The 25253-nt window shown below is 69.0% G+C and carries 26 protein-coding genes; 9 read left to right on the top strand and 17 right to left on the bottom strand.

Annotation, left to right across the window (positions count from 1 at the left end; translation table 11 throughout):
• Positions 1-31: 31 nt before the first annotated feature.
• Positions 32-517: a GNAT family N-acetyltransferase gene (locus ACX12F_RS13265; protein WP_459369984.1), complete on the top strand. Its 486-nt coding sequence runs from the start codon at positions 32-34 to the stop codon at positions 515-517.
• Here the strand turns inward: ACX12F_RS13265 and ACX12F_RS13260 are convergent.
• The 5 genes from ACX12F_RS13260 to ACX12F_RS13240 form a co-directional block, all read right to left on the bottom strand.
• Positions 492-968 (bottom strand): PH domain-containing protein, encoded by a 477-nt coding sequence (locus ACX12F_RS13260; protein WP_459369983.1) that lies wholly within the window; start codon positions 966-968, stop codon positions 492-494. The genes ACX12F_RS13265 and ACX12F_RS13260 overlap by 26 nt on opposite strands.
• Positions 965-1438 (bottom strand): 6,7-dimethyl-8-ribityllumazine synthase, encoded by a 474-nt coding sequence (gene ribH / locus ACX12F_RS13255; RefSeq protein WP_459369982.1) that lies wholly within the window; start codon positions 1436-1438, stop codon positions 965-967. Before ribH ends, ACX12F_RS13260 begins: the two co-directional genes overlap by 4 nt.
• Positions 1435-2694 carry a bifunctional 3,4-dihydroxy-2-butanone-4-phosphate synthase/GTP cyclohydrolase II gene (locus tag ACX12F_RS13250; RefSeq protein ID WP_459369981.1) on the bottom strand — a complete coding sequence of 420 codons (1260 nt, stop codon included), beginning with the start codon at positions 2692-2694 and terminating at the stop codon, positions 1435-1437. The genes ribH and ACX12F_RS13250 overlap by 4 nt, the downstream gene beginning before the upstream one ends.
• A gap of 118 nt (positions 2695-2812) precedes the next feature.
• On the bottom strand, positions 2813-3421 hold the full coding sequence (locus ACX12F_RS13245; protein ID WP_138230544.1) for a riboflavin synthase: 609 nt from the start codon (positions 3419-3421) through the stop codon (positions 2813-2815).
• A 10-nt stretch (positions 3422-3431) separates the two neighbouring features.
• On the bottom strand, positions 3432-4004 hold the full coding sequence (locus ACX12F_RS13240; RefSeq protein ID WP_459369980.1) for a GNAT family N-acetyltransferase: 573 nt from the start codon (positions 4002-4004) through the stop codon (positions 3432-3434).
• 65 nt (positions 4005-4069) lie between these two features.
• Between ACX12F_RS13240 and ACX12F_RS13235 the strand changes: the two genes are divergently transcribed.
• Entirely contained in the window at positions 4070-4786 is a 717-nt protein-coding gene (locus ACX12F_RS13235) for an LppX_LprAFG lipoprotein (protein ID WP_459369979.1), read from the top strand.
• Positions 4787-4805: 19 nt separating this feature from the next.
• A complete protein-coding gene (locus ACX12F_RS13230; RefSeq protein WP_459369978.1) occupies positions 4806-6383 on the top strand; it encodes an MFS transporter in 1578 nt (525 codons plus the stop codon).
• Between the two features lie 98 nt (positions 6384-6481).
• Here the strand turns inward: ACX12F_RS13230 and ACX12F_RS13225 are convergent, their stop codons facing one another.
• The 7 genes from ACX12F_RS13225 to ACX12F_RS13195 form a co-directional block, all read right to left on the bottom strand.
• Positions 6482-6721: a hypothetical protein gene (locus ACX12F_RS13225; protein WP_459369977.1), complete on the bottom strand. Its 240-nt coding sequence runs from the start codon at positions 6719-6721 to the stop codon at positions 6482-6484.
• A gap of 327 nt (positions 6722-7048) precedes the next feature.
• The gene (gene ribD, locus ACX12F_RS13220; protein ID WP_459370338.1) at positions 7049-8032 is read right to left on the bottom strand and encodes a bifunctional diaminohydroxyphosphoribosylaminopyrimidine deaminase/5-amino-6-(5-phosphoribosylamino)uracil reductase RibD; all 984 of its coding nucleotides are present in this window, start codon (positions 8030-8032) and stop codon (positions 7049-7051) included.
• Positions 8033-8067: 35 nt separating this feature from the next.
• Positions 8068-8775, bottom strand: a complete 708-nt coding sequence (gene rpe / locus ACX12F_RS13215) for a ribulose-phosphate 3-epimerase (protein ID WP_459369976.1) — start codon at positions 8773-8775, stop codon at positions 8068-8070.
• A 5-nt stretch (positions 8776-8780) separates the two neighbouring features.
• The gene (locus ACX12F_RS13210) at positions 8781-10310 is read right to left on the bottom strand and encodes an RsmB/NOP family class I SAM-dependent RNA methyltransferase (RefSeq protein ID WP_459369975.1); all 1530 of its coding nucleotides are present in this window, start codon (positions 10308-10310) and stop codon (positions 8781-8783) included.
• Positions 10307-11233, bottom strand: a complete 927-nt coding sequence (fmt, locus tag ACX12F_RS13205; RefSeq protein ID WP_459369974.1) for a methionyl-tRNA formyltransferase — start codon at positions 11231-11233, stop codon at positions 10307-10309. The genes ACX12F_RS13210 and fmt overlap by 4 nt, the downstream gene beginning before the upstream one ends.
• A gap of 80 nt (positions 11234-11313) precedes the next feature.
• Positions 11314-13260 (bottom strand): primosomal protein N', encoded by a 1947-nt coding sequence (locus tag ACX12F_RS13200; RefSeq protein WP_459370337.1) that lies wholly within the window; start codon positions 13258-13260, stop codon positions 11314-11316.
• Positions 13261-13310: 50 nt separating this feature from the next.
• Positions 13311-14039: a lysoplasmalogenase gene (locus ACX12F_RS13195; RefSeq protein WP_459369973.1), complete on the bottom strand. Its 729-nt coding sequence runs from the start codon at positions 14037-14039 to the stop codon at positions 13311-13313.
• Between ACX12F_RS13195 and ACX12F_RS13190 the strand changes: the two genes are divergently transcribed.
• The 6 genes from ACX12F_RS13190 to ACX12F_RS13165 all read left to right on the top strand — a co-directional run bounded on the left by ACX12F_RS13190 (position 14038) and on the right by ACX12F_RS13165 (position 20519).
• Positions 14038-14961 (top strand): alpha/beta hydrolase, encoded by a 924-nt coding sequence (locus ACX12F_RS13190; RefSeq protein ID WP_459369972.1) that lies wholly within the window; start codon positions 14038-14040, stop codon positions 14959-14961. The genes ACX12F_RS13195 and ACX12F_RS13190 overlap by 2 nt on opposite strands.
• A gap of 3 nt (positions 14962-14964) precedes the next feature.
• Positions 14965-15951: an alpha/beta hydrolase gene (locus ACX12F_RS13185; protein WP_459369971.1), complete on the top strand. Its 987-nt coding sequence runs from the start codon at positions 14965-14967 to the stop codon at positions 15949-15951.
• Between the two features lie 106 nt (positions 15952-16057).
• Positions 16058-17536, top strand: a complete 1479-nt coding sequence (locus tag ACX12F_RS13180) for a flavin-containing monooxygenase (RefSeq protein ID WP_459369970.1) — start codon at positions 16058-16060, stop codon at positions 17534-17536.
• 106 nt (positions 17537-17642) lie between these two features.
• On the top strand, positions 17643-18044 hold the full coding sequence (lpqS, locus tag ACX12F_RS13175) for a putative copper homeostasis (lipo)protein LpqS (RefSeq protein ID WP_459369969.1): 402 nt from the start codon (positions 17643-17645) through the stop codon (positions 18042-18044).
• A gap of 95 nt (positions 18045-18139) precedes the next feature.
• Positions 18140-19258, top strand: a complete 1119-nt coding sequence (locus tag ACX12F_RS13170; RefSeq protein WP_459369968.1) for a PLP-dependent cysteine synthase family protein — start codon at positions 18140-18142, stop codon at positions 19256-19258.
• 13 nt (positions 19259-19271) lie between these two features.
• A complete protein-coding gene (locus ACX12F_RS13165) occupies positions 19272-20519 on the top strand; it encodes an MFS transporter (RefSeq protein ID WP_459369967.1) in 1248 nt (415 codons plus the stop codon).
• A 105-nt stretch (positions 20520-20624) separates the two neighbouring features.
• Here ACX12F_RS13165 and metK read toward each other — a convergent pair whose 3' ends face one another.
• The 5 genes from metK to mihF form a co-directional block, all read right to left on the bottom strand.
• Positions 20625-21833 carry a methionine adenosyltransferase gene (gene metK / locus ACX12F_RS13160; protein WP_459369966.1) on the bottom strand — a complete coding sequence of 403 codons (1209 nt, stop codon included), beginning with the start codon at positions 21831-21833 and terminating at the stop codon, positions 20625-20627.
• A gap of 112 nt (positions 21834-21945) precedes the next feature.
• Entirely contained in the window at positions 21946-23205 is a 1260-nt protein-coding gene (gene coaBC / locus ACX12F_RS13155) for a bifunctional phosphopantothenoylcysteine decarboxylase/phosphopantothenate--cysteine ligase CoaBC (RefSeq protein ID WP_459369965.1), read from the bottom strand.
• A 31-nt stretch (positions 23206-23236) separates the two neighbouring features.
• Positions 23237-23530: a DNA-directed RNA polymerase subunit omega gene (gene rpoZ, locus ACX12F_RS13150; RefSeq protein ID WP_020101623.1), complete on the bottom strand. Its 294-nt coding sequence runs from the start codon at positions 23528-23530 to the stop codon at positions 23237-23239.
• Between the two features lie 76 nt (positions 23531-23606).
• Positions 23607-24161: a guanylate kinase gene (gene gmk, locus ACX12F_RS13145; RefSeq protein ID WP_459369964.1), complete on the bottom strand. Its 555-nt coding sequence runs from the start codon at positions 24159-24161 to the stop codon at positions 23607-23609.
• A gap of 39 nt (positions 24162-24200) precedes the next feature.
• A complete protein-coding gene (gene mihF, locus ACX12F_RS13140; RefSeq protein ID WP_011894593.1) occupies positions 24201-24518 on the bottom strand; it encodes an integration host factor, actinobacterial type in 318 nt (105 codons plus the stop codon).
• Between the last annotated feature and the right edge of the window lie 735 nt (positions 24519-25253).

Genomic DNA, 25253 nt, shown 5'->3' with positions numbered 1-25253 from the left:
GCGGACAGGTGGGCCTGGTGATGGGACGGATATGACCGGAACAGGGGTGATCCGGCTCACCGAGGCCGACTGGCGGATGTTCGCCGCGCTACGGCTGCGCGCGCTGGCCGATTCCGCGGGGACCGACGACGCCGAATACCGCACCGAGCTGAGCTTCACCGGGACGCAATGGCGCCGGCGGCTGCGGGCCCACGCCCAGTTCGCCCTCGCCCAGGACAACCGCCTCGTGGGCCTGATCGCCGCACATCGGGCCAGCCCTGGGTCGGTGTACCTCTACTCGCTGTGGACCGATCCGGTCGCGCGCGGGCGTGGCGTGGCGCGCACCCTGCTGACCGCGGCGATCGACTGGGGACGTGAGCTGGGAGCGCACACCGTGACCCTGCGGGTGCACCGCGACAATGCGGCAGCGCTCGGGGTCTACCAGGACTTCGGGTTCGTCGCCACGGCCGAACCGGCCGAGGGCTCCCAAAATCCCGGTCCGGCAGACGAACTCACGATGTCTTTGACTCTGAACTGAGATCCGGGCGGTATTTCGCGACCAGTTCCCGTAGCTGGTCCATCGCGTCGACGGCCCGCACCTTGTCGACGGTCTGGATGGCCATGATCGGGACGTACTCGTCGTCGGGCAGGTCCACCCGGGCCCACCGCGCCCCCAGCGGGAACGAGACGCCGACGACGTCGGGCCAGGCAATGAGCTTGTCGCTCAGGACGTTACGGACGACGATGCCGGCCGGACCCACCCGTAGCCGGGACCGCGTCGGCAGCAGCACCGCACCGGCCAGGATGAGCCCGAGCAGTGCCATGGACACCTGGTCGGAGGTCTGGAAGATCACCCCGGTGGCGCCGAGTTTCAGCAGCGCACCCACAGTGATGTGCACGACGATGATGACGGCGGCCGCCGCGTACGCGACGTACTTCACCCGCTGCGGCCGGACCTCCAGGTCCCAGCTGCCGGCATCCTTGGTCATCGGCGCAGATCGCGCAGGGTGAGCGCGGTGGCCAGCGCCGCCGATGCGGCCTGCTCGCCCTTGTCTTCCGCCGAACCGGGCAAGCCGGCGCGGTCGATGGCCTGCTCTTCGGTGTTGACCGTCAGCACGCCGTTGGCGACCGGGGTCGACTCGTCGAGCGACACCCGGGTCAGGCCCTGCGTGACGGCGTCACACACGTAGTCGAAATGTGGTGTGCCACCCCGGATCACCACGCCGAGCGCGATCACCGCGTCGTGTGTCCTGGCCAATTCCTGTGCCACCACCGGGATTTCGATGGCACCGAGCACCCGGACCACGGTCGGTTCGGCAATGCCCGAGGCCGTGGCCACCCGGCGCGCGCCGTCCAGCAGTGCGTCACAGATGACGGTGTGCCAGGTGCTGGCCACGATGGCCAGCTTGACTCCGGACGCGTCGAGCGCCGGCATCTCCGGAACACCGGCACCACTCATTTACCTTCTCCGTCTGTTGCGTCACCGGCGAAATCGTCGAGTCCGATGAGGTCGTGTCCCATCCGGTCCCGCTTGGTCATGAGATACCGGATGTTGTCGGCGTTGGGGCCGATGGGCAGCGGCACCCGCTCGATGATGTGCAGGCCGTAGCCGTCCAGACCGACGCGCTTGGCCGGGTTGTTGGTCAGCAGCCGCATGGACCGGATACCGAGGTCGACCAGGATCTGGGCACCGATGCCGTAGTCCCGGGCATCGGCGGGCAGGCCGAGTTCCAGATTGGCGTCGACGGTGTCGGCGCCGGCATCCTGCAGCTGATAAGCCTGCAGCTTGTGCAGCAGGCCGATGCCGCGGCCTTCATGCCCACGCATGTACAGCACCACACCACGGCCCTCATTGGCCACCATCTCCATGGCGGCATCCAGCTGGGGGCCGCAGTCGCAGCGCCGCGAACCGAACACGTCACCGGTCAGGCACTCGGAGTGCACGCGCACCAGGACGTCGTCACCGTTCTCCGGGGAGACTTCGCCGCGCACCAGGGCCACGTGCTCGACGTCCTCGTACATGCTCGTGTAGCCGACGGCCCGGAACTCGCCGTGCCGGGTCGGAATCCGGGCCTCGGCCACCCGCTCGATGTGCTTCTCGTGCTTGCGGCGCCACTCGATGAGGTCGGCAATGGAGATCAGCGCCAGGTCGTGATCGTCGGCGAAGACGCGCAGCTCGTCGGTCTGGGCCATGGCGCCCTCGTCCTTCTGGCTGACGATCTCGCAGATCGCGCCGGCGGGCTGCAATCCGGCCAGGCGGGCCAGATCGACCGCGGCTTCGGTGTGACCGGGACGACGCAGCACGCCACCGTCCTTGGCGCGCAACGGAACTACGTGTCCAGGCTTGGTGAAGTCGTCCGCGACGGCGTCCGGATCGGACAGCGCCTGCATGGTCTTGGCCCGGTCCGAAGCCGAAATGCCGGTTCCCACACCCTTTTTCACGTCAACGGTGACGGTATAGGCGGTGCCGTGCTTGTCCTGGTTCACCGCGTACATCGGCAGCAGACCGAGGCGGTCGCAGATGGCGCCGTCGAGCGGCACACACAGGTAGCCCGAGGTGTAGCGGACCATGAAGGCCACCAGCTCCGGCGTCGCCTTCTCCGCGGCGAAGATCAGATCGCCTTCGTTCTCGCGATCTTCGTCGTCAATGACGACGACAGCCTTGCCCGCCGCGATATCGGCAATCGCCCGCTCGACGGAATCAAGCCTCGTCATCTCCACCACCCTTGCCGTGGCCACATCAGGGCCATGTTGATCACCTACCAGTATGAACCACTGGTACAGGCCGCTTGACTCCCGCCGGTCCGCTCAGCGGACACGGCATGACCGGGCGCTACTGCGCCGGGGTGAGCAGCCGCTCGACGTATTTCGCGATGACGTCGACTTCCAGGTTCACCGTGGTGCCCACCGGCGCACGGCCCAAAGTCGTCAGCTGCAACGTCGTTGGGATGAGAGAGATCTCGAACCAGTCGCCCTGCTCATCGCGGCCCAGGCCGGATACCGTCAGCGATACCCCGTCGACGGTGATCGAGCCCTTCTCGACCACATACCGGGCCAGCTGCGGCGGCAGCGCGATGCGCACGACCTCCCAGTGCTCCGAGGGTGTGCGCGCGAGGACCGTGCCGACCCCGTCCACATGGCCCTGCACGATGTGCCCGCCCAGGCGGCTGTTTATCGCCGCGGCGCGCTCGAGGTTCACCCGGCCGCCGACCTCTACGCCGGCCAGGCTGGACCGGTTGAGGGTCTCGGCCATCACGTCGGCGGAGAACGCACCGTCGGGCAGCACGTCGACGACGGTCAGGCAGACACCGTTGACCGCGATCGAATCACCGTGGCCGGCATCGGTGGTGACCAGCGGACCACGGATGACGAACCGGGCCGCGTCGGCCAGTTGATCCTTGCTGACGATCTCGCCGAGCTCTTCGACAATGCCGGTGAACATGCGCCCCAGCCTAGCTAGCCCCGCTCGCCCCGCTCGCCCCCGGAACATCCCCCGTCGCTCCGCTCGCCCCTGAAACATCCCCCGTCGCTTCGCTCGCCCTGCCAAGCTGCTTCTCGCCGAAGTAGTGCGCCACCGGGTTGCCGTTGAAATTCGGGATCGGCCGGTACCCCTCCGATTCGTACAACCGCTGGGCATATGGCTGCCGAGACCCCGTATCGAGCCGGGCAACCGTGTAACCGAGCCCGCGGGCGGCGTCCTCCAAGGCCCGCAACAGGAATCGGGCGAGGCCCTGCCCACGAGCCTCCGGCGCCACGTACATCCGCTTGATCTCGCACGCCCCGTCGGGCAGCCGCTTGAGCCCGCCTCCGCAGACCGGCCGCCCGTCGCGGTATCCGGCCAGGTAGACGCCATGCGGCGGGCCGAGCTCGGCCGGCCCGGCCTTGGGCATGTCCGGTGCGTTCAGATCGAGCCCGCCGCGGACGTCGGCATACAGTTCCGCCATCTCGGCCTCCATGGCCCCGACCAGCGCCGCGCCGTCACCGGCATCGATCGGAACCGCCCGGAATTCGACTTCAGCAACCATGCCTGTGGTTCTACCGGGCCATCGAGACAACTTGTTAGTCAGGCGCACCTATTACGATGCAGGACATGCAGACGCGCAAACGCTCCGCCATGCTTGTTTCCCTACTCTCCACCGTGATGGCCGGGGTGCTCCTGGTCTCCGGCTGCTCGAAGTCCGAGGCACCCTCGACCCCGCTGCCCGACGCGGCGACGCTGCTCAAGCAGTCCGCCGACACCACCCGCAGCCAGCAGAGCGTGCACCTGGTTCTGACCGTCAACGGCAAGATCGCCAAGATGACGGTGACCAAGCTCACCGGTGACATGACGCTGACCCCGGCCGTCGCCGGCCAGGGCAAGGCCAACCTGTCGGTGGGCGGCATGGGGGTCCAGGACGCCCCGTTCGTGGTCTACGACAACCACCTGTACGCCTCGTTGTCGGCCGGTGGTCCCCTGTCCGACTTCGGCCCCGCCGACGCCATCTACGACATCTCGGCGATCCTGCGCCCGGACACCGGTCTGGCCAACATCCTGGACAACTTCACCGACGCCAAAGCCGTCGGTCGCGAGGACATCAACGGCGTGAAGACCGTGAAGGTCACCGGCACCGTCAGTGCCGACGCGGTCAACAAGATCGCTCCGCAGCTGAAGGTCACCAACGCGCTGCCGGGCACCGCCTGGATCGACGAGGGCGGCAATCACCAGCTGGCACAGGCGCAGCTGGAGACCAGCCCGGGTAACAGCCTGCAGATGACGCTGACCGACTGGGGTAAGCCGGTCACCGTCAACAAGCCCGACGTTCAGTAATGGCCGGGGGCAACCAGTAATGGCCGGGGGCAACAACCGCCACGTCGCCATCGCCGCGGGCAGCCTTGCGGTCCTGCTCGGCGCGCTCGACACCTATGTCGTCGTGACGATCATGACCGACATGATGAAGGACCCGCCGGACGGGATCGGCATCCCGATCAACAAGATCCAGCAGGTCACGCCGGTGGTCACCTGGTACCTGCTGGGCTACATCGCGGCCATGCCGCTGCTGGGCCGGGCCTCGGACCGGTTCGGCCGCAAACTGGTGCTGCAAGCCAGCCTGGCGCTGTTCGCGGTGGGTTCGATCGTCACGGCAATGGCCGGCATGTTCGCCCCGGCGAACGACATGATCGAGCCGCTGATCCAGCTGATCATCGGCCGGACCATCCAGGGTGTCGCCAGCGGCGCGCTCCTGCCGGTGACGCTGGCACTGGCCGCCGATCTGTGGGCCGCGCGCAACCGCGCCGGGGTGCTCGGCGGTATCGGTGCCGCGCAGGAGCTGGGCAGCGTGCTCGGCCCGCTGTACGGCGTCGGCGTGGTGTGGCTGCTGAACGACTGGCGCGATGTCTTCTGGATCAACGTGCCGCTGACCATTGCGGCCATGGTGATGATCCACTTCAGCCTGCCCTCGCGCGCCGAGACCGAGACGCCGGAGAAGATCGACGTGCTCGGTGGCGTCCTGCTCGCCGTCGCGCTCGGTCTCGCGACCTGGGGTCTGTACAACCCCAACCCGGACGGCAAGCAGGTGTTGCCGGAAAACGGTCCGCCGTTGCTGATCGCCGCGGCAGTGGCCGCGGTCGCGTTCTTCGTCTGGGAGAAGATCGCCCGCACCAAGCTGATCGATCCGGTGGGCGTGCACTTCCGGCCGTTCCTCGCCGGTCTGGCATCGTCGCTGTGCGCGGGCGCGGCGCTGATGGTCACGCTGGTGAACGTCGAGCTGTTCAGCCGCGGCGTCCTCGGTATCGACCAGGCTCACGCGGTCTTCAAACTGGCGTGGTTCCTGGGTGCGCTGCCGGTCGGCGCCCTCGTCGGTGGGTGGATCGCCACCCGCGTGGGCGACCGCATCGTGGCGTTCGTCGGCCTTGTCATCGCGGCCGCCGCGTACCTGCTGGTGTCGCACTGGGACATGAACGTGCTGGAGGCCAGTCATGACCTCGCGATCATCACGCTGCCGAAGCTGCCGACCGACCTGATCATTGCCGGCCTGGGGCTGGGTCTGGTCATCGGTCCGCTGACCTCGGCGACACTGCGGGTGGTACCGACAGCACAGCACGGCATCGCCTCGGCCGCAGTCGTCGTGTCCCGCATGATCGGCATGCTGATCGGGATGGCGGCGCTGTCCGCGTGGGGTCTGTACAAGTTCAACCAGAACCTGGCGGCCTTGCCGCCGGCGAAGGGTGGCAGCCTTGCCGACGCGGCAGAACAGATCACGAAGAACGTCAGAATTGCCTACACCATGCAGTACAGCTCGATCTTCCTGATCACCGCCATCGTCTGCGTGGTGGGTGCGCTGGCGGGTCTGCTGATCGCCGGCCGCCACGAACTGGCCGACGAACCGGAGACCGCCCCGGAGGTGGATCCGGCGCCGGTGGCCTGATCCGTAAGAACAACGGAGCCGCAGAGTCCATCGACTCTGCGGCTCCATTGTTTCAGTCAGCAGGCCCGCGCACTCGACGCGGGCTCAGGTGTCCCGGCTCAGCACCGCTCCAGGCCCGGGCGCATCAGCACCACGTTGTCCGGGATGTACGCCGGGGTCGGCTCCTGGGCCGGCTGCGGCACGTTCGCATGCGCCGCCAGGCGTTCCAGCGCCACGTCCACTGCCTCGTCGAAGTCCTCGACGACACTCAGCACCGCCCGCAGGGGCCGTCGGAACATCATGTCTTTGATGCCGTCTTCAACCGGACGGAAGCTGAGCCAGTCCTGCAGTGCAGTCATGCTCGTATCCTTTGCTCGTGTTCACCTTCGCTCTAACGACATCGGTGAGCGCGATATTTCGGCCGGATCCAGGCGACCCGGTCTATGCCCCTAATTTTACGGCCGCGAAATCCCGGCCTCCTGCGCAGATGCCGAGGCGTTGATCTCGAACTGGTAACGATTAGCAAAACTAAAGATGGGCCGCGGTGAGGCCAATCACATTGTGCGCCACGGTGAATCGCACGTCTCATACGCTGCGGGAATCAATTCGGGTGATTCAGCATCGGCTCACCACCGTTCAGACCGCCGCGGGCGGCCTAAAAAGTTCGCTGGGATGCCCCCGAGCAATCAGTTCGGCACCAGGCTGAGGCGCACGTCGGCACCGACGGTGGCAACCCCGTCGAAACGCCAGCGGCGGGCCTGCGAGATGGTCGGCACACCGACATCGTCGATCGCCGTGATCGGTCCACCCAGCAGCGTCGGCGCCAGATAGGCCAGAATCCGGTCCACCAACCCCGCCCGGACGAACGCCCCGGCCAGCGTCGGGCCGCCCTCGAGGATCACGTCGGTCCGGTCCGACAGCGCCTGGAGCACCTCCAACGGGTCGTGCGTCCGGATCACCATGGTGCGGGAATCATCGTTGAGGACGTTCGATTCGGACGAGATTTCGCGTGCCCCGACCACCACTCGGAGCGGCTGACGCGCCGCCAGGGTGCCGTCGGGCAGGCGGGCGGTCAGCGACGGGTCGTCGGCCAGCACCGTGCCGGTCCCGACGACGATGGCGTCGGCCACCGCGCGGTGCCGGTGCACGTCGGCCCGGGCGGCCGGACCGGTGATCCACTGGCTCGTACCGTCGGCCGCGGCACTGCGGCCGTCGACGCTGGCCGCGAACTTCCACGTCACATGGGGCCGGCCGGTGCGCTGGCGGTGCAGCCACTCCCGCAACGGCCCGCCGGACACCTCGTCGGCGAGGACGCCCGAGGACACCGTCACCCCGGCATCGGTCAGTCGCTGAGCGCCGCCCGCGGCCACCGGATTCGGGTCGGCCACGGCGAACACCACGCCCGTCACCCCGGCGTCCAGCAACGCATCGACGCAGGGGCCGGTGCGGCCCTGGTGATTGCACGGCTCGAGCGTCACCACGGCAGTGCCGCCCGCAGCACGGGTCCCGGCCCGCCGCAGCGCCATCACCTCGGCGTGCGCCTCCCCCGCCGGCTGGGTCCCGCCGACGCCGGCCACGTCGCCGTCGCGGTCCAGGATCACCGCGCCGACCGGCGGGTTCGGGTAGGTGGTGCCTTTGACCGCATCGGCCTGGCCGATGGCCAGCCGCATCGCGTCGAGCACCGCGGCGTCGAGCGCCTTCGGCGTCACAGCACCAGGTGCGGTGAGGCAGCCGCGGCCTGACGCCGCAAGGCTTCCACCGCGGCACCCGGATCGGCCGTGTTGTAGACCGCAGAACCCGCGACGAAGCAGTCGACACCGGCCGCGGCGGCCGCCTCGATGGTTTCGTCGTTGATGCCGCCATCGATCTCGACGATCAGGGTCAGCTCACCGGAGTCGACCAGGCGGCGCGCCGCGGTGACCTTGGGCAGCACCTCGGCGATGAATTTCTGGCCGCCGAAGCCGGGCTCCACCGACATCACCAGCAGCGTGTCGAAGTCCCGCAGGATTTCCAGGTACGGCTCGATCGGGGTGCCGGGCTTGACGGACAGGCCCGCCTTCGCCCCGGCCGCGCGGATGTCGCGGGCGACGGCGATCGGGTCGTCGGTCGCCTCCGCGTGGAACGTCACGTTGTAGGCACCGGCCTCGGCATACGACGGAGCCCAGCGCTTCGGGTCCTCGATCATCAGATGGCAGTCCATCGGGATGTCGGTGACCTTCAGGAGGCTCTCGACCACCGGCAGACCCAGCGTCAGGTTCGGGACGAAATGGTTGTCCATGACGTCGACGTGCAGCCAGTCGGCGCCTGCCACCGCCGCGGTCTCGTCGGCGAGCCGGGCGAAGTCGGCCGAAAGGATGGACGGGGCGATCAGTGGGGCATGGGCGAGCGGAGCGACGGGAGATGGACCTGCCATGGCGGTCAGACTACTTTGAGCGCGGCCGCGAACATTGCATCGGTGCCATGCCGATGTGGCCATAACTGCACGTATGGTCCGGGCCCGAGCCGGTCCGCCGGTGCGAACAAGGGCCGGGTATCGATCGCCTCGACAGGCTGACGGCGCAGGGCGTCGGCGATCACGCCGACCGTCTCGGCCAGGTGTGGCGAGCAGGTCGCGTACAGCACAACCCCGCCGGGCCTGGTGAGTTTGATTGCCGCAGCGAGCAATTCACGCTGTAGCCGGGCCAGACCCGGCACGTCAGAGGGCTGCCGGCGCCACCGCGCCTCGGGACGACGGCGCAGTGCACCCAGACCGGTACAGGGCGCATCGACCAGAACCCGGTCGAACGAGCCGGGCTCCAGACCCGACTCGCGGCCGTCGACCCGCAGCACCTCGACACCCATACCGCTGGTGTTGCGTTCGACCAGATCCGCCCGGTGCGCTGCCGGTTCGACAGCGGTCACCTCGGCGCCGCACTGCGCGGCGATGGCGGCGAGCATCGCGGTCTTACCGCCGGGACCCGAACAAAGGTCCAGCCAGCGGGTGTCGTTGCCCTCCAGCGGCGCCTCGGTCAGCGCCCGGGCCACCAGCTGGCTGCCCTCGTCCTGCACCTGGGCGAGGCCGTCCCGGATCGGGTCCAGCTGGCCGGGGTCGCCGCCGGGCAGGTACACCGCGTACGGCGAGTACCGGCCGACGTCGCCGCCGACCGCCGCGGCCAGCTCGTCGGCGCTGATCTCGCCGGGCCGGGCCGCCAGGTGCACGACGGGGCGTTCGTCGTCGCTGGTGAGCATCGCGTCCAGCTCCCCCGCGTCGGCACCGAGTGCGTCGGCGAAGGCCTGGGCCACCCAGCGCGGATGGGCGTGGGTGAAGGCGGTGTGGCCGATCGGGTCGGCGGCGGCCGATGGCGAGAGCTCGGCCACCCAGGTGGCCTCATCCTTGCCCGCGATGGTGCGCAGCACGCCGTTGACGAAACCCGCACGCACCGAATCGAATTCGATGCCGGCCTGCTCGACGGTGGTGTCCACGGCCGCATGGGCGTCGACCCGGGTGCGGAGCAACTGGTAGGCGCCGAGCCGCAGCAGGTCCAGCAGCACCGGGTCGATCCGGTCGGTGGGCCGGCCGGCCGCACTCTCGATCACCGCGTCGAGCAGTCCTACGCAGCGGCAGGTGCCGTAGGTCAGCTCGGTGGCGAAGGCCGCGTCACGGCCCGTGATGTCACGTTCGCGCAGGATCGCCGGCAGCGCCAGGTTGGCGTAGGCGTCGCGCTCCGACACGGCACGCAGCACGTCGAAAGCGGCTTGGCGCGCCGGATCGAGCGGCTTGCGGCGCGGGCCGCGGGGGCCGCGCCGCTCGGCATCGGCCGGTCGGGACTGTGACTGGCCCGGCTGGCGGTCCTGACGATCCCGGCCACCCGAGCGGCCCTGGTTGTTCGGGCGGCCCTGCCGGCCCCGATCAGCGCCACTCTTACCGCGGTCGCGTCCGCCGCGTCCCTCGCCGCTCCGTTCGCTCACCGGGCCACCACACCTTCATCCAGCCGGGCGCCGCGCGCCCAGTCCGCCGCATTCATCAGTTTCTTCCCCGGCGGTTGCACCATGCCCAGGCGCACCGGAGAGCTCCCGGTGCCGATCAGCACGCCCGCCTTCTCCACGCGAATTGCGCCGGGCGCCAGCGGTTCTGCCTCGACCGGAACCACCGGGCCGAGTTTCACCCGCAGGTCGCCGATCTCGGTCCAGGCACCCGGGTTGGGCGTGACCGCGCGAATGCGGCGGTCGACCACGTGTGCGGGCAGGTCCCAACGCACGCGCGCGTCTTCGACAGTGACCTTGGGGGCGATCGTCACGCCGTCGGCGGGCTGCGGCACCGGGGTCAGTGCACCGTCCTCGACACCGTCGAGCGTCGTCTCGAGCAGACCGGCGCCGGCGTCGGCCAAGCGGGCCAGCAGGTCACCCGCGGTGTCGATGGGCCGTATTGCCTCGGTCAGCACGCCGTACACCGGGCCGGAGTCCAGTGCACGTTCGATCTGGAACGTCGTGGCGCCCGTCACCTCGTCGCCGGCGGCGATGGCAGCCTGCACCGGGGCGGCGCCGCGCCAGGCCGGCAGCACCGAGAAGTGCAGGTTTATCCAGCCCCGCCGCGGCACGGCCAGTAGTTCGTCACGCAGCAGAGCACCGTAGGCGACGACGGCGCAGCAGTCCGGTGCCAGCTCGGCGAGTTCGGCGACGAACTCCGGCTCGTTGGGTTTGGCCGGCCGCAGCACCGGAATGCCTTCTGCCAGAGCAAGTTCGGCCACCGGGGACGGCGCCGGCTTGCCCCGCCGACCGGAGGCCGCGTCGGGTCGGGTCAGCACCGCAACCACCTCGTGGCGGGGCGACGCGATGAGCCGGCGCAAGGACGGCAGCGCGGGTTCCGGTGTTCCGGCGAAGACGATACGCACGATCCACCAGGCTACTGCCTATTTCCCGTCGCTCCGCTCGCCCGGCTTTGTGATCTGACCGAACCCACTCATCCCTGTACTCAGCCAATGTGCAGCGGATCGATCTGCACGCGCACCGGCTCCTGATCGTGGCGGGCGCTGAGCACACCCGTCGCCCGCCGTAGGGCCGCCGCCAGCACCAGCCCCCGGTCTCGCGGGACCCGCACCAGCATCCGGTGTACCGGAGCACCCGAGTCCACACCGGGCGGACGGCGGGCGCCGAACGGCAGGTCGACCGGACCGAGCACCTCGGCATCGGGTGGCAACGCGGCGGCCTCCAGCAGCGCGTCGACCCCCTCAGCAATGCCGTCGACGGCCGCGAGGTGCACCGCAGGCGGCAGCCCGACCTCGGCGCGGCCGTCGAGCTCGGACTCGGCATGCCCGACCGGGTCCCAGCGCACCAGCGCCTGCACCGTCGGGATCGATGACTCCGCGACCACCGCCACCGTGCCGCCGGCAGCCCGATCGACCACCATGGCCGACGCTGACATCCACCGGCGCAGCGTGTCCTCGGCGGCCCGCAGATCCTGGCGGCCCAGCAGGGCCCACCCGTCCAGGAGCAGCGCCGCGCCGTAGCCACCGTCGGCGCGTGGTTCGGCGCCCGGGGTCGCCACCACGACCGCCGAGCGGGCGGGTACCTCGGTCACCACGGCGTCGCCGCCGGAGGTGACCACCGGGACACCGGGAAAGGCGCGGCCCAGCTCCTCCGCGGTGCGGCGGGCGCCGACCACCACGGCGCGCACGGCATCCGAGCCGCACCGGCCGCAGCGCAGCGCGCTGTCCTGGCGGCCGCACCAGCGGCAGACGGCGCCCACGGTGTCCCGGTCGGGCAGCGACAGCGGGCCGGTGCAGTGCCGGCACCGGGCAATGGTCCGGCATTTGCCACACGCCAGCGCGGGAACGTAGCCGCGGCGCGGCACCTGCACCAGCACCGGCCGCCCGGCGCTCAGCGCCGCCCGCGCGGCCCCCAGCGCCATCGACGGCAGCCGCGCGGTGCGGGCGGCGGCGTCGCGCTCGTGGGTGTGCGCATCGTCGTCGAGCGCGACGACCCGCGGGGCCCGCGCGCGCAGGACGGAGCGGCCGGCCACCAGGTCATGCGCCCAGTTACCGCGCACCAGCGCCTGTGCCTCCGCGGTACGGGAGAAGCCGCCGATCACTGCGCCGCAACGCAATTGGTGCGCCCGCAGCATCGCGACCTCCCGGGCGTGCGGGTACGGCGCGCGGGGTTCGGCGAGCGAGTCGTCACCGTCGTCCCACACAACGATCAGCCCGAGGTCGGAGACCGGGGCGAACACCGCACTGCGCGTGCCGATCACCAGCCGGGCGTGGCCACGCAGCACCGACAGCCACCGCCGGTACCGCTGCGACGGGCCGAGGCCCGCGGACAGCGCGACCACCCGGGACTCGTCGACGAGTGTCAGGGCCGCAGCGTGGACGGCGTCGACGTCGCGCTGGTCGGGGACGATCAGCAGCGCACCCCGCCCGGCGTTGACGACGACGGCCGCGGCCTCACACAGCCGCCTGGCCCAGTCCTCGCCCGGCAGCGCCTGCCACACGGCGCGGGCCGCCCGGCCCTCGCCGAGAGCCTCGAGGAACTGCTCACCGCGGCCGTAGTTCGCCCAGGCGCCGGCGTCGACCCGATGCGGGGTGAGCGGCGGGAGCTCCGGCGGCGCCTGCTTCTCTACGGTGGCGTGCCGGGGCGGAATGGCCAGCCGCAGCACGTCGGGACGGCTGCCCGCGTACCGGGCGGCCACCGCTTCGGCAAGGCGCTGCACCGCCGGGGTCAGCACCCGCTCGGCCGAGACCACGCGGTCCAGCCAACCGAGCTTGCCGGAATGGTCGGTGTCCGAGCGTCTTTCGAGAATGAAGGCGTCGACCAGCCGACCGTTGAACCGGACCTTGGCCCGCACGCCCGGCTGGGCGTCGTCGGACAGGTCGGCGGGCACCAGGTAGTCGAACTCGCGGTCCAGGTGCGGCACCGACAGCATCGGCAGCACCCGGGCCACGGGCTCGTGTTCGGCCTGCGCCCTGGTGACGGTCACGCAGCCGGTGTAGCAGACATGGCCGACGCGGCCGCCACCGTCCGGCCCGCGAAGAACCCGGCGGTGATCAGGAGCAACGATGCGGCGTAGGCCCACCAGATGGGTATTGCCAGCGTCTCGTCACCGAGGACGAACTTGCTGATCCCGATCATGCCGTCACTCACCGCGAAACACAGTGCACCGAGCGCGGTCCAACGGGTCGGCAGGTCGGCGAACAGCGCGGTGCACACCATGGCCACCAGGACCGCCATGTACACGGTGACGGGGATGGTCATCTTCTGCGCGACCAGGCTCGGCCAGAACCAGACGATCAGCCCGATACAGATGACCACCAAGGCCCCGGCGCCGGCGGTGGCGGCCGGGGTCCGCCGGGCGAGAGGCAGCAGGGCCGCCAGGAAACACAGATGCGCGATCAGGAACGAGCCCAGCCCGAACACGAATCCCAGCGGCCACCCGGGGATCGCCAGCAGGAAGTCGCCGCCTGCCGAGAACACCAGTGCGGCGATCAGCCAGCGACGTTCGCGGACGATGGCGTGTCCGGCCGCGGCCACCGCCAGCAGCAGCGCAGGCAGCGCCTTGATCTCGGGCTGCAGGGCGAACTGGCCGGTCAGGTCCGCACCCGACGGCAGCCGCAGCGCCGTCACGATGAGAAAGACGCCGTAGCCGGCGGCCACGACAGCGGCCGCCACCCACACCCGCCAGCGCGGTGCGTACGGTGAACTCATGTCGGACACTGTGCGTCCCCCGCTCGATCCCATTCTGGAAAAGGTACTGGAAGCGGTTCCGTTCCAATTGACCATGGACGGCGGCGTCGAGGCCGCCCGCGCGCGGTTCCGTGAGCTGCCCCGCAAGGCCGTGTTCCCCGAGGTCCGCGCCGAGGACCGCGCCATCGAAGGCGTGCCGGTCCGGATCTATTGGCCCGCGGACGTCGAACCATCGGCACCCGTGGTGCTGTTCTTCCACGGCGGCGGCTGGGTGGTCGGCGATCTCGACACCTACGACGGCACCGCCCGGCTGCACGCCGCCGGGACCGGCGCCGTCGTGATTTCGGTGGATTACCGCCTGGCCCCCGAGCACCCCTTCCCCGCCGCTGTGGACGACGTCTGGGCCGTCACCCAGTGGGTGGCCGCAAACGCCGGCGAGATCGGTGGTGACCCGAATCGTCTTGCGGTTGCCGGTGATTCGGCCGGCGGAAACCTCGCCGCCGTGGTCGCCCAACTGGCTCGTGACGCCGGTATCCCGCTGCGCGCCCAGCTGCTGTGGTACCCGGCGACGACCTGGGACACGACGCTGCCGTCGTTCACCGAGAACGCCGACGCGCCGGTGCTCGGCCGCGACGACGTCGGCGGTTTCTCGCTGCTATATGCCACGGGTGTCGACCTACGGAACCCACCGGCCGCCCTGGTGCCGGCGCGCGCCGAGTCCCTGGCCGGGCTGGCACCGGCGTACATCGCCGTCGCCGGCCACGACCCGCTGCGCGACGACGGCATCCGGTACGGCGAGATGCTCACCGCGGCAGGGGTTTCCGTCGAGGTCCACAATGCCGAGACCTTGGTGCACGGCTACCTGGGCTACCACGGTGTGGTGCCGGCGACGACGGAAGCGGCCGACCGCGCCATCGCCGCACTCCGAGTCGCGTTAGCCTGAGGCATGACTCTGGATGAGCGCGACGCTGTGACGTCCTCAGACCGCCCCGGTATCGACCCGATCCTCAAAGCTCTCCTGGACGCCGTGCCACTGGAGTTCACCATCGACGACGGCGTCGAGGTGGCCCGGGCCAAGCTCGCCGCGGTGCGGCCGCCCGCCGCGATGCTGCCGAACCTGCGGATCGAGGACCGCGTGCTCGATTGCGGTGATGCGGGCCAGATTCCGGCGCGGGTCTACTGGCCGCCCATCGACGGTGAGACGCGTCCGCTGCCGGTCGTGGTCTTCTACCACGGCGGCGGCTGGGCCATCGGTGATCTGGATTCCCACGACCATGTGGCCCGCGCCCACGCCGTCGGCGCCCGCGCGATCGTGGTGTCGGTCGAATACAGGTTGGCGCCCGAGCATCCATTCCCGGCCGGCATCGAGGATTCGTGGGCCGCACTGCAGTGGGTCGGCGCGAACGCCGCTGAACTCGGTGGTGACCCGACGCGCCTCGCGGTCGCCGGCGATTCGGCCGGCGGCAACATCTCTGCCGTGATGGCGCAGCGGGCGCGCGACGCCGCGGGCCCGGCCCTGGCGTTCCAGCTGCTCTGGTACCCGGCGACCACGGGTGACGTCACGCTGCCGTCGTTCACCGAGAACGCCGACGCCCCCATGCTGAACAGCAACGTGACCGCGGCCTTCCTGTCGTGGTACCTGCCCGGCATGGACCTCAGCGACGCGTCGACGCTGCCGACCGACCTGGCCCCGGCGAATGCCGATTCGCTGGAGGGGCTGCCGCCGGCGTACATCGGCACCGCCGAGCACGACCCGCTGCGCGACGACGGCGCGCATTACGCGAAACTGCTTGCCGCAGCCGGGGTTCCGGTCGAGTTGAGCAACGAACCGACCATGGTGCACGGCTTCGTCAGCCTCGCGCTGGCATCGCCGGTGGCGACCGAGGCCACCGACCGCGGCCTGGCTGCGCTGAAGGCTGCCCTGCACGCCTGACGGCTCCGCGAGCTGGGGGTACCTCCCGCTTGCGGTGGAACGTAAAACGGTCGTTTTTGCCGCAAAAGCGACAGTTTTACGCCCACTCGCGGAAAGATGACGACACATGACAACGCCTGATGTCCAGACCGTGATCGTCGGCGCCGGCTTCTCCGGGATCGGGGCCGGCATCCTGCTGGACCGGGCCGGGCTCGGTGACTACCAAATCCTCGAAGCCGGCTCCGGGCCCGGCGGGACCTGGTTCTGGAACACCTATCCCGGTGTCGCCGTAGATATCCCGTCGTTCTCCTACCAGTTCTCCTTCGAGCAGAGTGCGGACTGGTCCCGGACCTATGCCAAGGGCCACGAGCTCAAGGCCTACGCCGAGCATTGCGTCGACAAGTACGGGTTGCGGGACCGGATCCGCTTCGGCACCCACGTCACCGGTGCCGAGTACGACGACGCCGCCGACCTGTGGCGCGTGCAGACCGATTCCGGCACCATCACCGCACGGTTCCTGATCAACGGCAGCGGCGTGCTGACGGTGCCCAAGCCGCCGGACATCGAGGGCGTCGCCGATTTCGCGGGCATCACGATGCACACCGCGCGCTGGGACAGCAGCATCGACCTGAGTGGCAAGCGGGTCGCGATCATCGGCACCGGCGCCTCGGCGGTGCAGGTCATCCCGGAGATCGCGCCGATCGTGGACCACCTCACGGTGTTTCAGCGCACGCCCATCTGGTGCTTCCCCAAACTGGACGTGCCCCTGCCGGCCGCGGCCCGCTGGGCCATGCGCATCCCCGGCGGCAAGGCACTGCAGCGGCTGGCCAGCCAGGCCTACGTCGAGCTCACGTTCCCGCTGTCTGCGCAGTACTACAGCGTGTTCCCGTTGGCCGACGGCGCCGCCCGGATGGGCCGGTCGTTCCTGCGCCGCGAGGTGCATGATCCCGTCATCCGCAACAAGCTCACCCCGCGCTACGCGGTGGGTTGCAAGCGCCCCGGCTTCCACAACTCCTACCTCGCGACGTACAACCGCGAGAACGTCAGTCTGGTAACCGAAGCCATCGAACGGATCACACCGTCCGGGGTACGCACCGCCGACGGGCAGGAGCACGAGGTCGACGTGCTGATCCTGGCCACCGGGTTCAAGGTGATGGACGTCGACAGCGTGCCGACGTTTCCCGTCACCGGGGCCGGTGGCCACGCCCTCGGCGAGTTCTGGGAGACGCAGCGACTGCAGGCGTACGAGGGCGTCAGCATCCCCGGCTTCCCGAACTTCTTCACCGTCATGGGCCCGTACGGCTATGTGGGCTCGTCCTACTTCGCCCTGATCGAAGCCCAGGTGCACCACATCGTGCGGTGCCTGCAGCGCGCGGAAAGAGTTGGCGCCCGCCGGATCGAAGTGTCGCAGGAGGCCAACGACCGCTACTTCGCCGAGATGCTCCGCAAACGCCACCGCCAGGTGTTCTGGCAGGACAGCTGTCAGAGCGCCAACAGCTACTACTTCGACAAGAACGGCGACGTGCCCCTGCGGCCGGCCACCACTGTGGAGGCCTACGTCCGCAGCCGGCGGTTCGACCTCGACGACTACGAGTTCAGCGCTTGAGTGTTCGCGGCGGCCAGATATGAAAGTTCTTTGAACCCGGTAACTTTTCCGCACGCGTTGCCACCGCCCCGGCTATAGCCGCCGAAGCGTCGGTACAGTCGCGGACGTGACTTCCCGGCCGATCCGATGGCGGGCAGCGGCCGTGCTGCTCGTCACCGTGCTCGGTATCGGGTTGGGAATCCAGTTGAACGTCAAGCCCGTTGACGCATCGCATGCGCACGCGGCCTCCGAGATCGTCGCCCCCGGACACACGCTGCCGTCGGTGACCCCCGAACACCCGCACGTCCGGGACGGCTCGGCGCCGTCGGCCCCAGAACTGGTGACCGCCGCCGGACTCCCCCGCTCCGGCTCCACTCTCCTGGCTCTCGGTCTGGTGGTGACGCTCGGCGTCCTGGTGGTGCGCTGGCCCGCGATGGCGCTCGAGACCGGCCGGGGTCCGCCCCGGCGCGCGGCTGCGATTCACACCGGGCGGGTGGTCCTGACCCGGCTCTGCATCTCCCGACGCTGATCGGTCAGCGCAGATCGGCCACGCTCCGTGGTCGATCGGTGTTCGCTGTCCGATTCCGCTGCCGCACCGCGGCTCCAGCGAAAAGTGATGCACTCATGAACAATTCGTCCAACCTCACCCTGCCCAGAAAATCGCCTCGCCCGGCGGCCGGGCCGTGCCGGCTGGCCCGCTACGACCGGCCGGGCACCATGGTCGGCGGCACTCCGGTGCTGCGGATCTCTGCGCCGTTCACCACCGGGGACCGGGGGTTCTGGGCCAAGCTCGAAGGCGTCAACCCCGGCGGCATGAAGGATCGGCCCGCCATGTACATGGTCGAGCGCGGCCGGGCCCGCGGCGACCTGCTGCCCGGGGCACGGATCGTCGAATCCACCAGCGGCACACTGGGACTCGGACTTGCCCTGGCCGGCACCGTGTACAGCCATCCGGTCACACTGGTGACCGATCCGGGCATGGAACCGATGATGCTGCGGATGCTCGCGGCCTACGGCGCCGACATCGACCTGGTCACCGAGCCGCACCCGACGGGCGGCTGGCAGCAGGCCCGCCGGGACCGGGTGACCCAGATCCTGGCAGGTGACCCCACCGCCTGGTACCCCGACCAGTACAACAACCCCGACAACGTCGACGCTTACCGTGATCTCGCCCTCGAGTTGCAGTCACAGCTCGGCACCATCGACATCCTGGTGTGCTCGGTGGGCACCGGCGGGCATTCGGCCGGAGTGGCAAAAGTGTTGCGTGAGTTCAACCCTCACCTTGAGCTGATCGGCGTCGACACCATCGGTTCGACGATCTTCGGACAGCCCGCCCAGAGCCGGCTCATGCGCGGGCTGGGGTCGAGCATCTATCCGGAGAACGTCGATTACGGCGCGTTCGCCGAAGTGCACTGGGTGGCGCCCGCCGAAGCGGTGTGGGCATGCCGGGCGCTCGCCGCGACCAGTTACGCCAGCAGCGGTTGGAGTGGCGGTGCGGTGGCGCTGGTCGCCGGGTGGGCGGCCCGCCACCACGGGCCGGACACGACCATTGTCGCGATCTTTCCCGACGGCCCGCAACGGTATTTCGACACCGTCTACAACGACGACTACTGCCGAGAGCACAACCTGCTCGGGATCGACCCGCCGGCCGAACCCGCGGTGATCGCCGATCCCGCTGAGCACGTGGTCGATTCGTGGACCCGCTGCGCCACGGTGCGCAAGCCCGCTGCGGCGTCACGGTGAGGAAGGAACTCTGATGGCAGTGCTCACCCAGTTCCGCAGCTTCGGCTGGCCCAGCCGGATGCTGATGCTCAACCAGTTCGGCATCAACCTTGGCTTTTACATGTTGATGCCGTATCTGGCCGGGTATCTGGCCGGTCCACTCGGCCTGGCCGGCTGGGCCGTCGGGTTGGTGCTCGGGGTGCGGAACTTCTCGCAGCAGGGCATGTTCATCGTCGGTGGGACATTGGCAGACCGGCTCGGCTACAAACCGCTCATCGTGGCGGGTTGCTTGTTACGCACGGCGGCCTTCGGACTGCTGGCGGTCGCGCAGTCCTTGCCGACTCTGCTCATCGCTTCGGCGGCAACGGGTTTCGCGGGCGCGCTGTTCAACCCCGCGGTGCGGGCCTACCTGGCCGCGGACTCTGGCGAGCGCCGGGTGGCGGCGTTCACGGTGTTCAACGTGTTCTATCAGGGCGGCATCCTGGCCGGGCCGCTCGTAGGACTGGCGTTGCTGGCGCTGGACTTCCGGGTCACCGCAGGCATGGCAGCGGCGGTGTTCGCGGTGCTGACCATCGCGCAGTTGTTCGCCCTGCCGAAGGATCATGCCGGTCATGCTGTCACCGAACGTGCCCCGGTCCTGCATGACTGGCGTACGGTGCTGGCCAACCGGCCGTTCCTGCTGTTCGCCGCGGCGATGGTCGGCACCTACGTGGTGACATTCCAGGTGTACCTGGCACTGCCGCTGCACGCCGGGGTACTCGCGCCCCACCACGAATCAGCCATCGTGGCAGCGGTTTTCGCGGTGTCGGGCCTGGTCGCCATCGGCGGGCAGCTGCGCATCACGGCCTGGTTCACCGCACGCTACGGCCGCGCCCAGTCGCTGACCATCGGGGTGCTGGTGCTGGCCGCGGCGTTCGTCCCGCTGATCGTCGTGCCCGACGACCGATGGGGCGTTCCCGCCGCAGTCGCCGCGCTGCTGCTGACGGCGGCGCTGCTGGCGGTCGGGTCGGCGGCGGTCTACCCGTTCGAGATGGACACCGTGGTGTCGTTCGCCGGGGACCGGCTGGTCGCGACGTACTACGGCTTCTACAACACCATCGTCGGTATCGGCATCCTGGTGGGAAACCTGGCCACCGGTGCGCTGATGCAGACCGCACGTGAGGCCGGGCGGCCCGAACTCATCTGGGTGTCGCTGACGGCCATCAGCCTGCTGGTGGCACTGGCCCTACACCGGTTACACCGGACGAACCGGCTGGAGCCGGTACTAACAGCCCCAACGTAATGCACACCCCGAGTCTGGCATCTCCTGTCGACTGATACTGCCGACCACAAGCGAATGTCCCCGTACGCCATGGCGTACGGGGACATTCGCTTGTGCAGAAGAGGCTTAGACCGAGGCCTTCAGGTCGTCGACCTTGTCGAGCTGCTCCCACGGCAGTTCGATGTCGGTGCGGCCGAAGTGGCCGTACGCGGCGGTCGGCGCGTAGATCGGGCGCAGCAGGTCCAGGTCGCGGATGATGGCGCCGGGACGCAGGTCGAAGACCGAGGTGATGGCCTTCTCGATGCGGGCCACGTCGAAATGCTCGGTCCCGAAGGTCTCGACGAACAGACCAACCGGGGCGGCCTTGCCGATGGCGTAGGCCACCTGGACCTCCACGCGGTCCGCCAGGCCCGCAGCGACGACGTTCTTGGCCACCCAGCGCATCGCGTACGCCGCCGAGCGGTCCACCTTTGACGGGTCCTTGCCCGAGAATGCGCCGCCGCCGTGGCGGGCCCAGCCGCCGTAGGTGTCGACGATGATCTTGCGGCCGGTCAGACCGGCGTCACCCATCGGGCCACCGACGACGAAGTTTCCGGTCGGGTTGACCAGCAGCCGGAAGTCGGAGGTGTCCATGGTGTCGTGGCCCAGGTCGGCCAGCACCGTCTCGACCACGTGGCGACGGATGTCCGGGGCCAGCGTGCCGTCCAGGTCGACGCCCTCGGCGTGCTGGGTGGACAGCACCACGGTGTCCAGGCGGACCGGGACGTTGTCGCGGTACTCGATGGTGACCTGGGTCTTGCCGTCGGGACGCAGGTAGTCGACGGTGCCCGTCTTGCGGACCTCGGTGAGGCGCCGCGACAGCCGGTGCGCCAGCGCGATGGGCAGCGGCATCAGCTCGGGAGTGTCGTTGATGGCGTAGCCGAACATGAGGCCCTGGTCGCCGGCGCCCTGGGCGTCCAGCGGGTCACCGGCGCCCTCGACGCGCGCCTCGTGGGCGGTGTCGACGCCGGCGGCGATGTCCGGGGACTGCGCACCGATGCCGATGTTCACGCCGCAGGTGGCGTAATCGAAGCCCTTGTCGGAGTGGTCGTAGCCGATCTGGCGGATGCGGTCACGGACGATCAGCGGGATGTCGGCAAACGCTTCCTTGGCGCTGGTGGTCACCTCGCCGACGACGTGCACCTGACCCGTGGTCACCAGGGTCTCCACCGCGACCCGCGACTTGGGATCCTGCGCAAGCAGCGCGTCGAGCACCGAATCGCTGATGGCGTCGCAGATCTTGTCCGGATGTCCTTCGGTCACTGACTCGCTGGTAAACAGCCGACCTTCACTCACGTCGCAAATCCCTTCCAAAACTTTGGTCCGGCGCATAATATCCGCGCCCGGCTATCCACTGTCGTCTACCCCTGCGCAGCAAACCCGTTCCGCGACGCGGTCCAGGCGATGCTCATTCGTCCTTGCCGTGCAGGAAGGCCGTGATCGCATCGGCGATGCGACTCGCCATCAAGGTCTTGGACCCGTGCTCCAGCGCCGACTCGGCCCCGTCCGCAGCCAACATCCAGCCGTCGTTGACATCGACCTCGAAGGCCCTGCCATTGCCCACCGCGTTGACAACCAGCAGGTCACAGCCTTTGCGGTGCAGTTTCGCCCGTGCATGGAACAGCACGTCGCCGTTCGCGTCGCCGGTCTCGGCGGCGAATCCGACGATGGCCCGCAGGTTCGGTAGCTGACCGTCGGTGCGCGCCCGCACCGCGCCGGCCAGGATGTCGTCGGTCCGCGTCAGTTCGATGACGGGCGCGTCGTTCGTTTCCCCGGGACCGTGCGTCTTTTTGATTTTCGTGGTCGCTACCTCGGTAGGACGGAAATCGGCCACCGCGGCGGCCATCACGAGAACGTGCGCGTCGGGCGCGTACTTGAAGACCGCGTCTCGCAGCTGCGCCGCCGAGCTGATGTGCACGACGTCGACGCCGGCAGGGTCCGCCAGGCCGGCGGTATTGCCCGCGATCAGGGTGACCTCGGCGCCGCGCTGGACCATGACGCGAGCCACGGCGTAGCCCTGCTTGCCCGAACTGCGGTTGCCGATGAAGCGGACGGGGTCGATGGCCTCGCGGGTGCCTCCGGCCGTGACGACGACCTTGACCCCGGCCAGGTCTCGGGGCAGCGCGTCACCGCGCTCCAGGAGCAGCTGGGCGAACGTGGTGATCTCTTCGGCCTCGGGCAGCCGTCCGGCACCGCTGTCGGCGCCGGTGAGACGCCCGGACGCGGGTTCCAGAACCACGACGCCACGGCGCCGCAAGGTGGCGACGTTGTCGACGGTGGCCGGGTGCATCCACATCTCGGTGTGCATCGCCGGAGCGAACAGCACCGGACAGCGCGCTGTGAGCAGGGTGGCGGTCAGCAGATCATCGCCGCGGCCCGCCACCGCGCGCGCCATCAGATCGGCGGTGGCCGGTGCGACCACGACGAGGTCGGCCTGCTGACCGAACCGGACGTGGGGCACCTCGGAGACGTCCTCGAACACGCCCGTGTGCACGGGATTGCCGGACAGGGCTTCAAAGGTGGCGGCGCCGACGAACTTCAGCGCCGACTCGGTCGGCACCACGCGGACCGAATGACCGGCCTCGCTCAGCTGACGAACCAGGGTGCACGCCTTGTAGGCGGCGATACCTCCGGCGACTCCGACGACGATGCGTTTGCGGTCGGCCATGTCCGGCGCCTCGTGGCCCTACTCGGTGGCCTTACTCGCCCTCGGTGTGCTCGAGCAGGTCGCCGTGGATCTCGCGCATGGCGATCGACAGCGGCTTCTCCTGCAGACCCGGCTCGACCAGGGGGCCGACGTACTCGAGGATGCCGTCGCCGAGCTGGTTGTAGTAGTCGTTGATCTGGCGCGCACGCTTCGCGGCGTAGATCACCAGCGCGTACTTGCTCGACACCCGGTCCAGCAGCTCGTCGATGGGCGGGTTGGTGATACCCAGCGGCGTGTCGTAGGCGATGGCGGCGTCGGAGTCGATGCTCTCGACAGTGGTGCTCACGAAGGATTCTCCCGGCGTTCGGTGTAAAGATTGGCGTCGCTATCAGCGATATCTGTGCGGGTGTTGCGCAGACCGCTCAGCGGCCCACCAGCAAGGATACCAATTCTGCACAGGCGGATTCCAACTGACTGTTCACAACGGTCACATCGAAACTGTCCTGAGCGGCAAGTTCGGCCCGCGCGGTATCCAGGCGGCGGGCCTGCACCTCGGCACTCTCGGTACCGCGGCCGACGAGCCGGCTCTCCAGCGCTGCCCAGCTGGGCGGCGCGAGGAACACTGTCAACACCTCGGGCATGGATTCTTTGATGGCGCGGGCGCCGGCCAGATCGACCTCGATAAGCACCGGGTGACCAGCGGCGATGGCTTCTCGGACGGGCCGGGCCGGGGTGCCGGAGCGCTGCAGCCCGCCATGTATTTCGGCCCATTCGAGCAGCTCGCCCTCATCGATGAGGCGCTGGAACTCTTCGGCCGAGACGAACGTGTAGTCGACACCGTCGACCTCGCCCGGACGCGCTACGCGCGTCGTGGCGGAAACACTGAAATGCAGGTCGGGCACCCGCTCGCGCAGGCAACGCACGACCGTGGATTTACCCACGGCAGAGGGGCCGGACAACACAACAACACGGTTCATCGCCGTCCGGCCCCTACTGCTCGTCAGTCTTGCGTCAGATCAGGAAAAGTCGAACTTTTCCAGCAGGGCCTTGCGCTGACGGTCGCCCAGGCCGCGCAGACGGCGGGTCGGAGCGATCTCCAGCTCGGTCATGATCTCCTGCGCCTTGACCTTGCCGACCTTGGGCAGGGCTTCCAGCAGAGCGGAAACCTTCATCTTGCCGAGGACCTCATCGGTCTCGGCGTCCGTCAGGACCTGCTTGAGGTTGGTGCCGCCGCGCTTGAGCCGGTCTTTCAACTCGGCACGTGCTCGACGTGCGGCAGCAGCCTTCTCCAACGCTGCCGCGCGCTGTTCGTCGGTCAACTGGGGAAGGGCCACGGGGTTCCTCCGTATCTCCGTCAATAATTTCTTCTCACGGCTGGGTTAACCAGCCAGCGACGACGACCGTACCCACGCTTCCCGACAAGCGCTAACCCCACCCCCCGGGTAACGAAGCTAAAAGCCCAGCGTGTAGTGCGAACGGCGGCTTCGAGCGACCGCCCAGTGCAAGCTCTGCGAGCCCGGAAATTCGGCGTGTTCGCCACAAATATGCCTGCGTATCAAGGGTTTTGAGCACTCAGCAGGACGACGGCCATCCCGCCGGTACCGCGCCCGGCCGATTTTCAGGCCGTCATCCGGGGTCATTCAGGAAAATTTTCGCAGGTCACGGCGTGTCGGGCGTGTCGGTGCCGAGTGCGAGCGGGTCGGTGCACACCGGTGGCGCGCTGGCGGCCCGGCGACACCTATTTGGGCGGTTCGACCGCCCAAATCCACAGGTTGCGGTCGGTTCGACGACCTGTCGGGCATTACGCCGACGCGTCCGCCCGGCTCAGATGCGTGCCCTCGAGCGGACTCCGCAAACTCGTCCGTGCCGCGATCACCGACACCCCCGAACACGTCTGCCATCAGCCGCGATGTCTATTGTGACCAAACCGTTTCTCGCCCAACGTTTTCCCGCAAAGACACTCGTTCCACAGTCAATGGCCAGCGCACCGTGGCCAAACTGTTGCGGCACGCACAGCACACGCCTATCGACACCAAAGTGCGCACACATTAGGCAGTCCTAACTTTGGT

Source organism: Mycolicibacterium sp. HS_4_1 (assembly GCF_054515875.1).
Note: the sequence above shows the minus strand (reverse complement) of the source record. Positions and strands in the feature narration are given on the sequence as shown.

Excerpts from the sequence above, each read along its gene's own strand:
- gmk (WP_459369964.1), bottom strand. The coding sequence starts at position 24,161 with ATGAACCGTGTTGTTGTGTTGTCCGGCCCCTCTGCCGTGGGTAAATCC.
- ACX12F_RS13245 (WP_138230544.1), bottom strand. The coding sequence starts at position 3,421 with ATGTTCACCGGCATTGTCGAAGAGCTCGGCGAGATCGTCAGCAAGGAT.
- ACX12F_RS13260 (WP_459369983.1), bottom strand. The coding sequence starts at position 968 with ATGACCAAGGATGCCGGCAGCTGGGACCTGGAGGTCCGGCCGCAGCGG.
- ribH (WP_459369982.1), bottom strand. The coding sequence starts at position 1,438 with ATGAGTGGTGCCGGTGTTCCGGAGATGCCGGCGCTCGACGCGTCCGGA.
- ACX12F_RS13170 (WP_459369968.1), top strand. The coding sequence starts at position 18,140 with ATGAACAATTCGTCCAACCTCACCCTGCCCAGAAAATCGCCTCGCCCG.
- ACX12F_RS13165 (WP_459369967.1), top strand. The coding sequence starts at position 19,272 with ATGGCAGTGCTCACCCAGTTCCGCAGCTTCGGCTGGCCCAGCCGGATG.
- rpe (WP_459369976.1), bottom strand. The coding sequence starts at position 8,775 with ATGGCAGGTCCATCTCCCGTCGCTCCGCTCGCCCATGCCCCACTGATC.
- ACX12F_RS13240 (WP_459369980.1), bottom strand. The coding sequence starts at position 4,004 with ATGGTTGCTGAAGTCGAATTCCGGGCGGTTCCGATCGATGCCGGTGAC.
- ACX12F_RS13180 (WP_459369970.1), top strand. The coding sequence starts at position 16,058 with ATGACAACGCCTGATGTCCAGACCGTGATCGTCGGCGCCGGCTTCTCC.
- ACX12F_RS13250 (WP_459369981.1), bottom strand. The coding sequence starts at position 2,694 with ATGACGAGGCTTGATTCCGTCGAGCGGGCGATTGCCGATATCGCGGCG.
- ACX12F_RS13185 (WP_459369971.1), top strand. The coding sequence starts at position 14,965 with ATGACTCTGGATGAGCGCGACGCTGTGACGTCCTCAGACCGCCCCGGT.
- ACX12F_RS13225 (WP_459369977.1), bottom strand. The coding sequence starts at position 6,721 with ATGACTGCACTGCAGGACTGGCTCAGCTTCCGTCCGGTTGAAGACGGC.
- ACX12F_RS13230 (WP_459369978.1), top strand. The coding sequence starts at position 4,806 with ATGGCCGGGGGCAACAACCGCCACGTCGCCATCGCCGCGGGCAGCCTT.
- ACX12F_RS13200 (WP_459370337.1), bottom strand. The coding sequence starts at position 13,260 with ATGCTGTCGGTGCCGCACCTGGACCGCGAGTTCGACTACCTGGTGCCC.
- ACX12F_RS13190 (WP_459369972.1), top strand. The coding sequence starts at position 14,038 with ATGTCGGACACTGTGCGTCCCCCGCTCGATCCCATTCTGGAAAAGGTA.
- ACX12F_RS13195 (WP_459369973.1), bottom strand. The coding sequence starts at position 14,039 with ATGAGTTCACCGTACGCACCGCGCTGGCGGGTGTGGGTGGCGGCCGCT.
- ACX12F_RS13265 (WP_459369984.1), top strand. The coding sequence starts at position 32 with ATGACCGGAACAGGGGTGATCCGGCTCACCGAGGCCGACTGGCGGATG.
- ACX12F_RS13235 (WP_459369979.1), top strand. The coding sequence starts at position 4,070 with ATGCAGACGCGCAAACGCTCCGCCATGCTTGTTTCCCTACTCTCCACC.
- coaBC (WP_459369965.1), bottom strand. The coding sequence starts at position 23,205 with ATGGCCGACCGCAAACGCATCGTCGTCGGAGTCGCCGGAGGTATCGCC.
- ribD (WP_459370338.1), bottom strand. The coding sequence starts at position 8,032 with ATGCGGCTGGCCATCGGCCAGGCCGATGCGGTCAAAGGCACCACCTAC.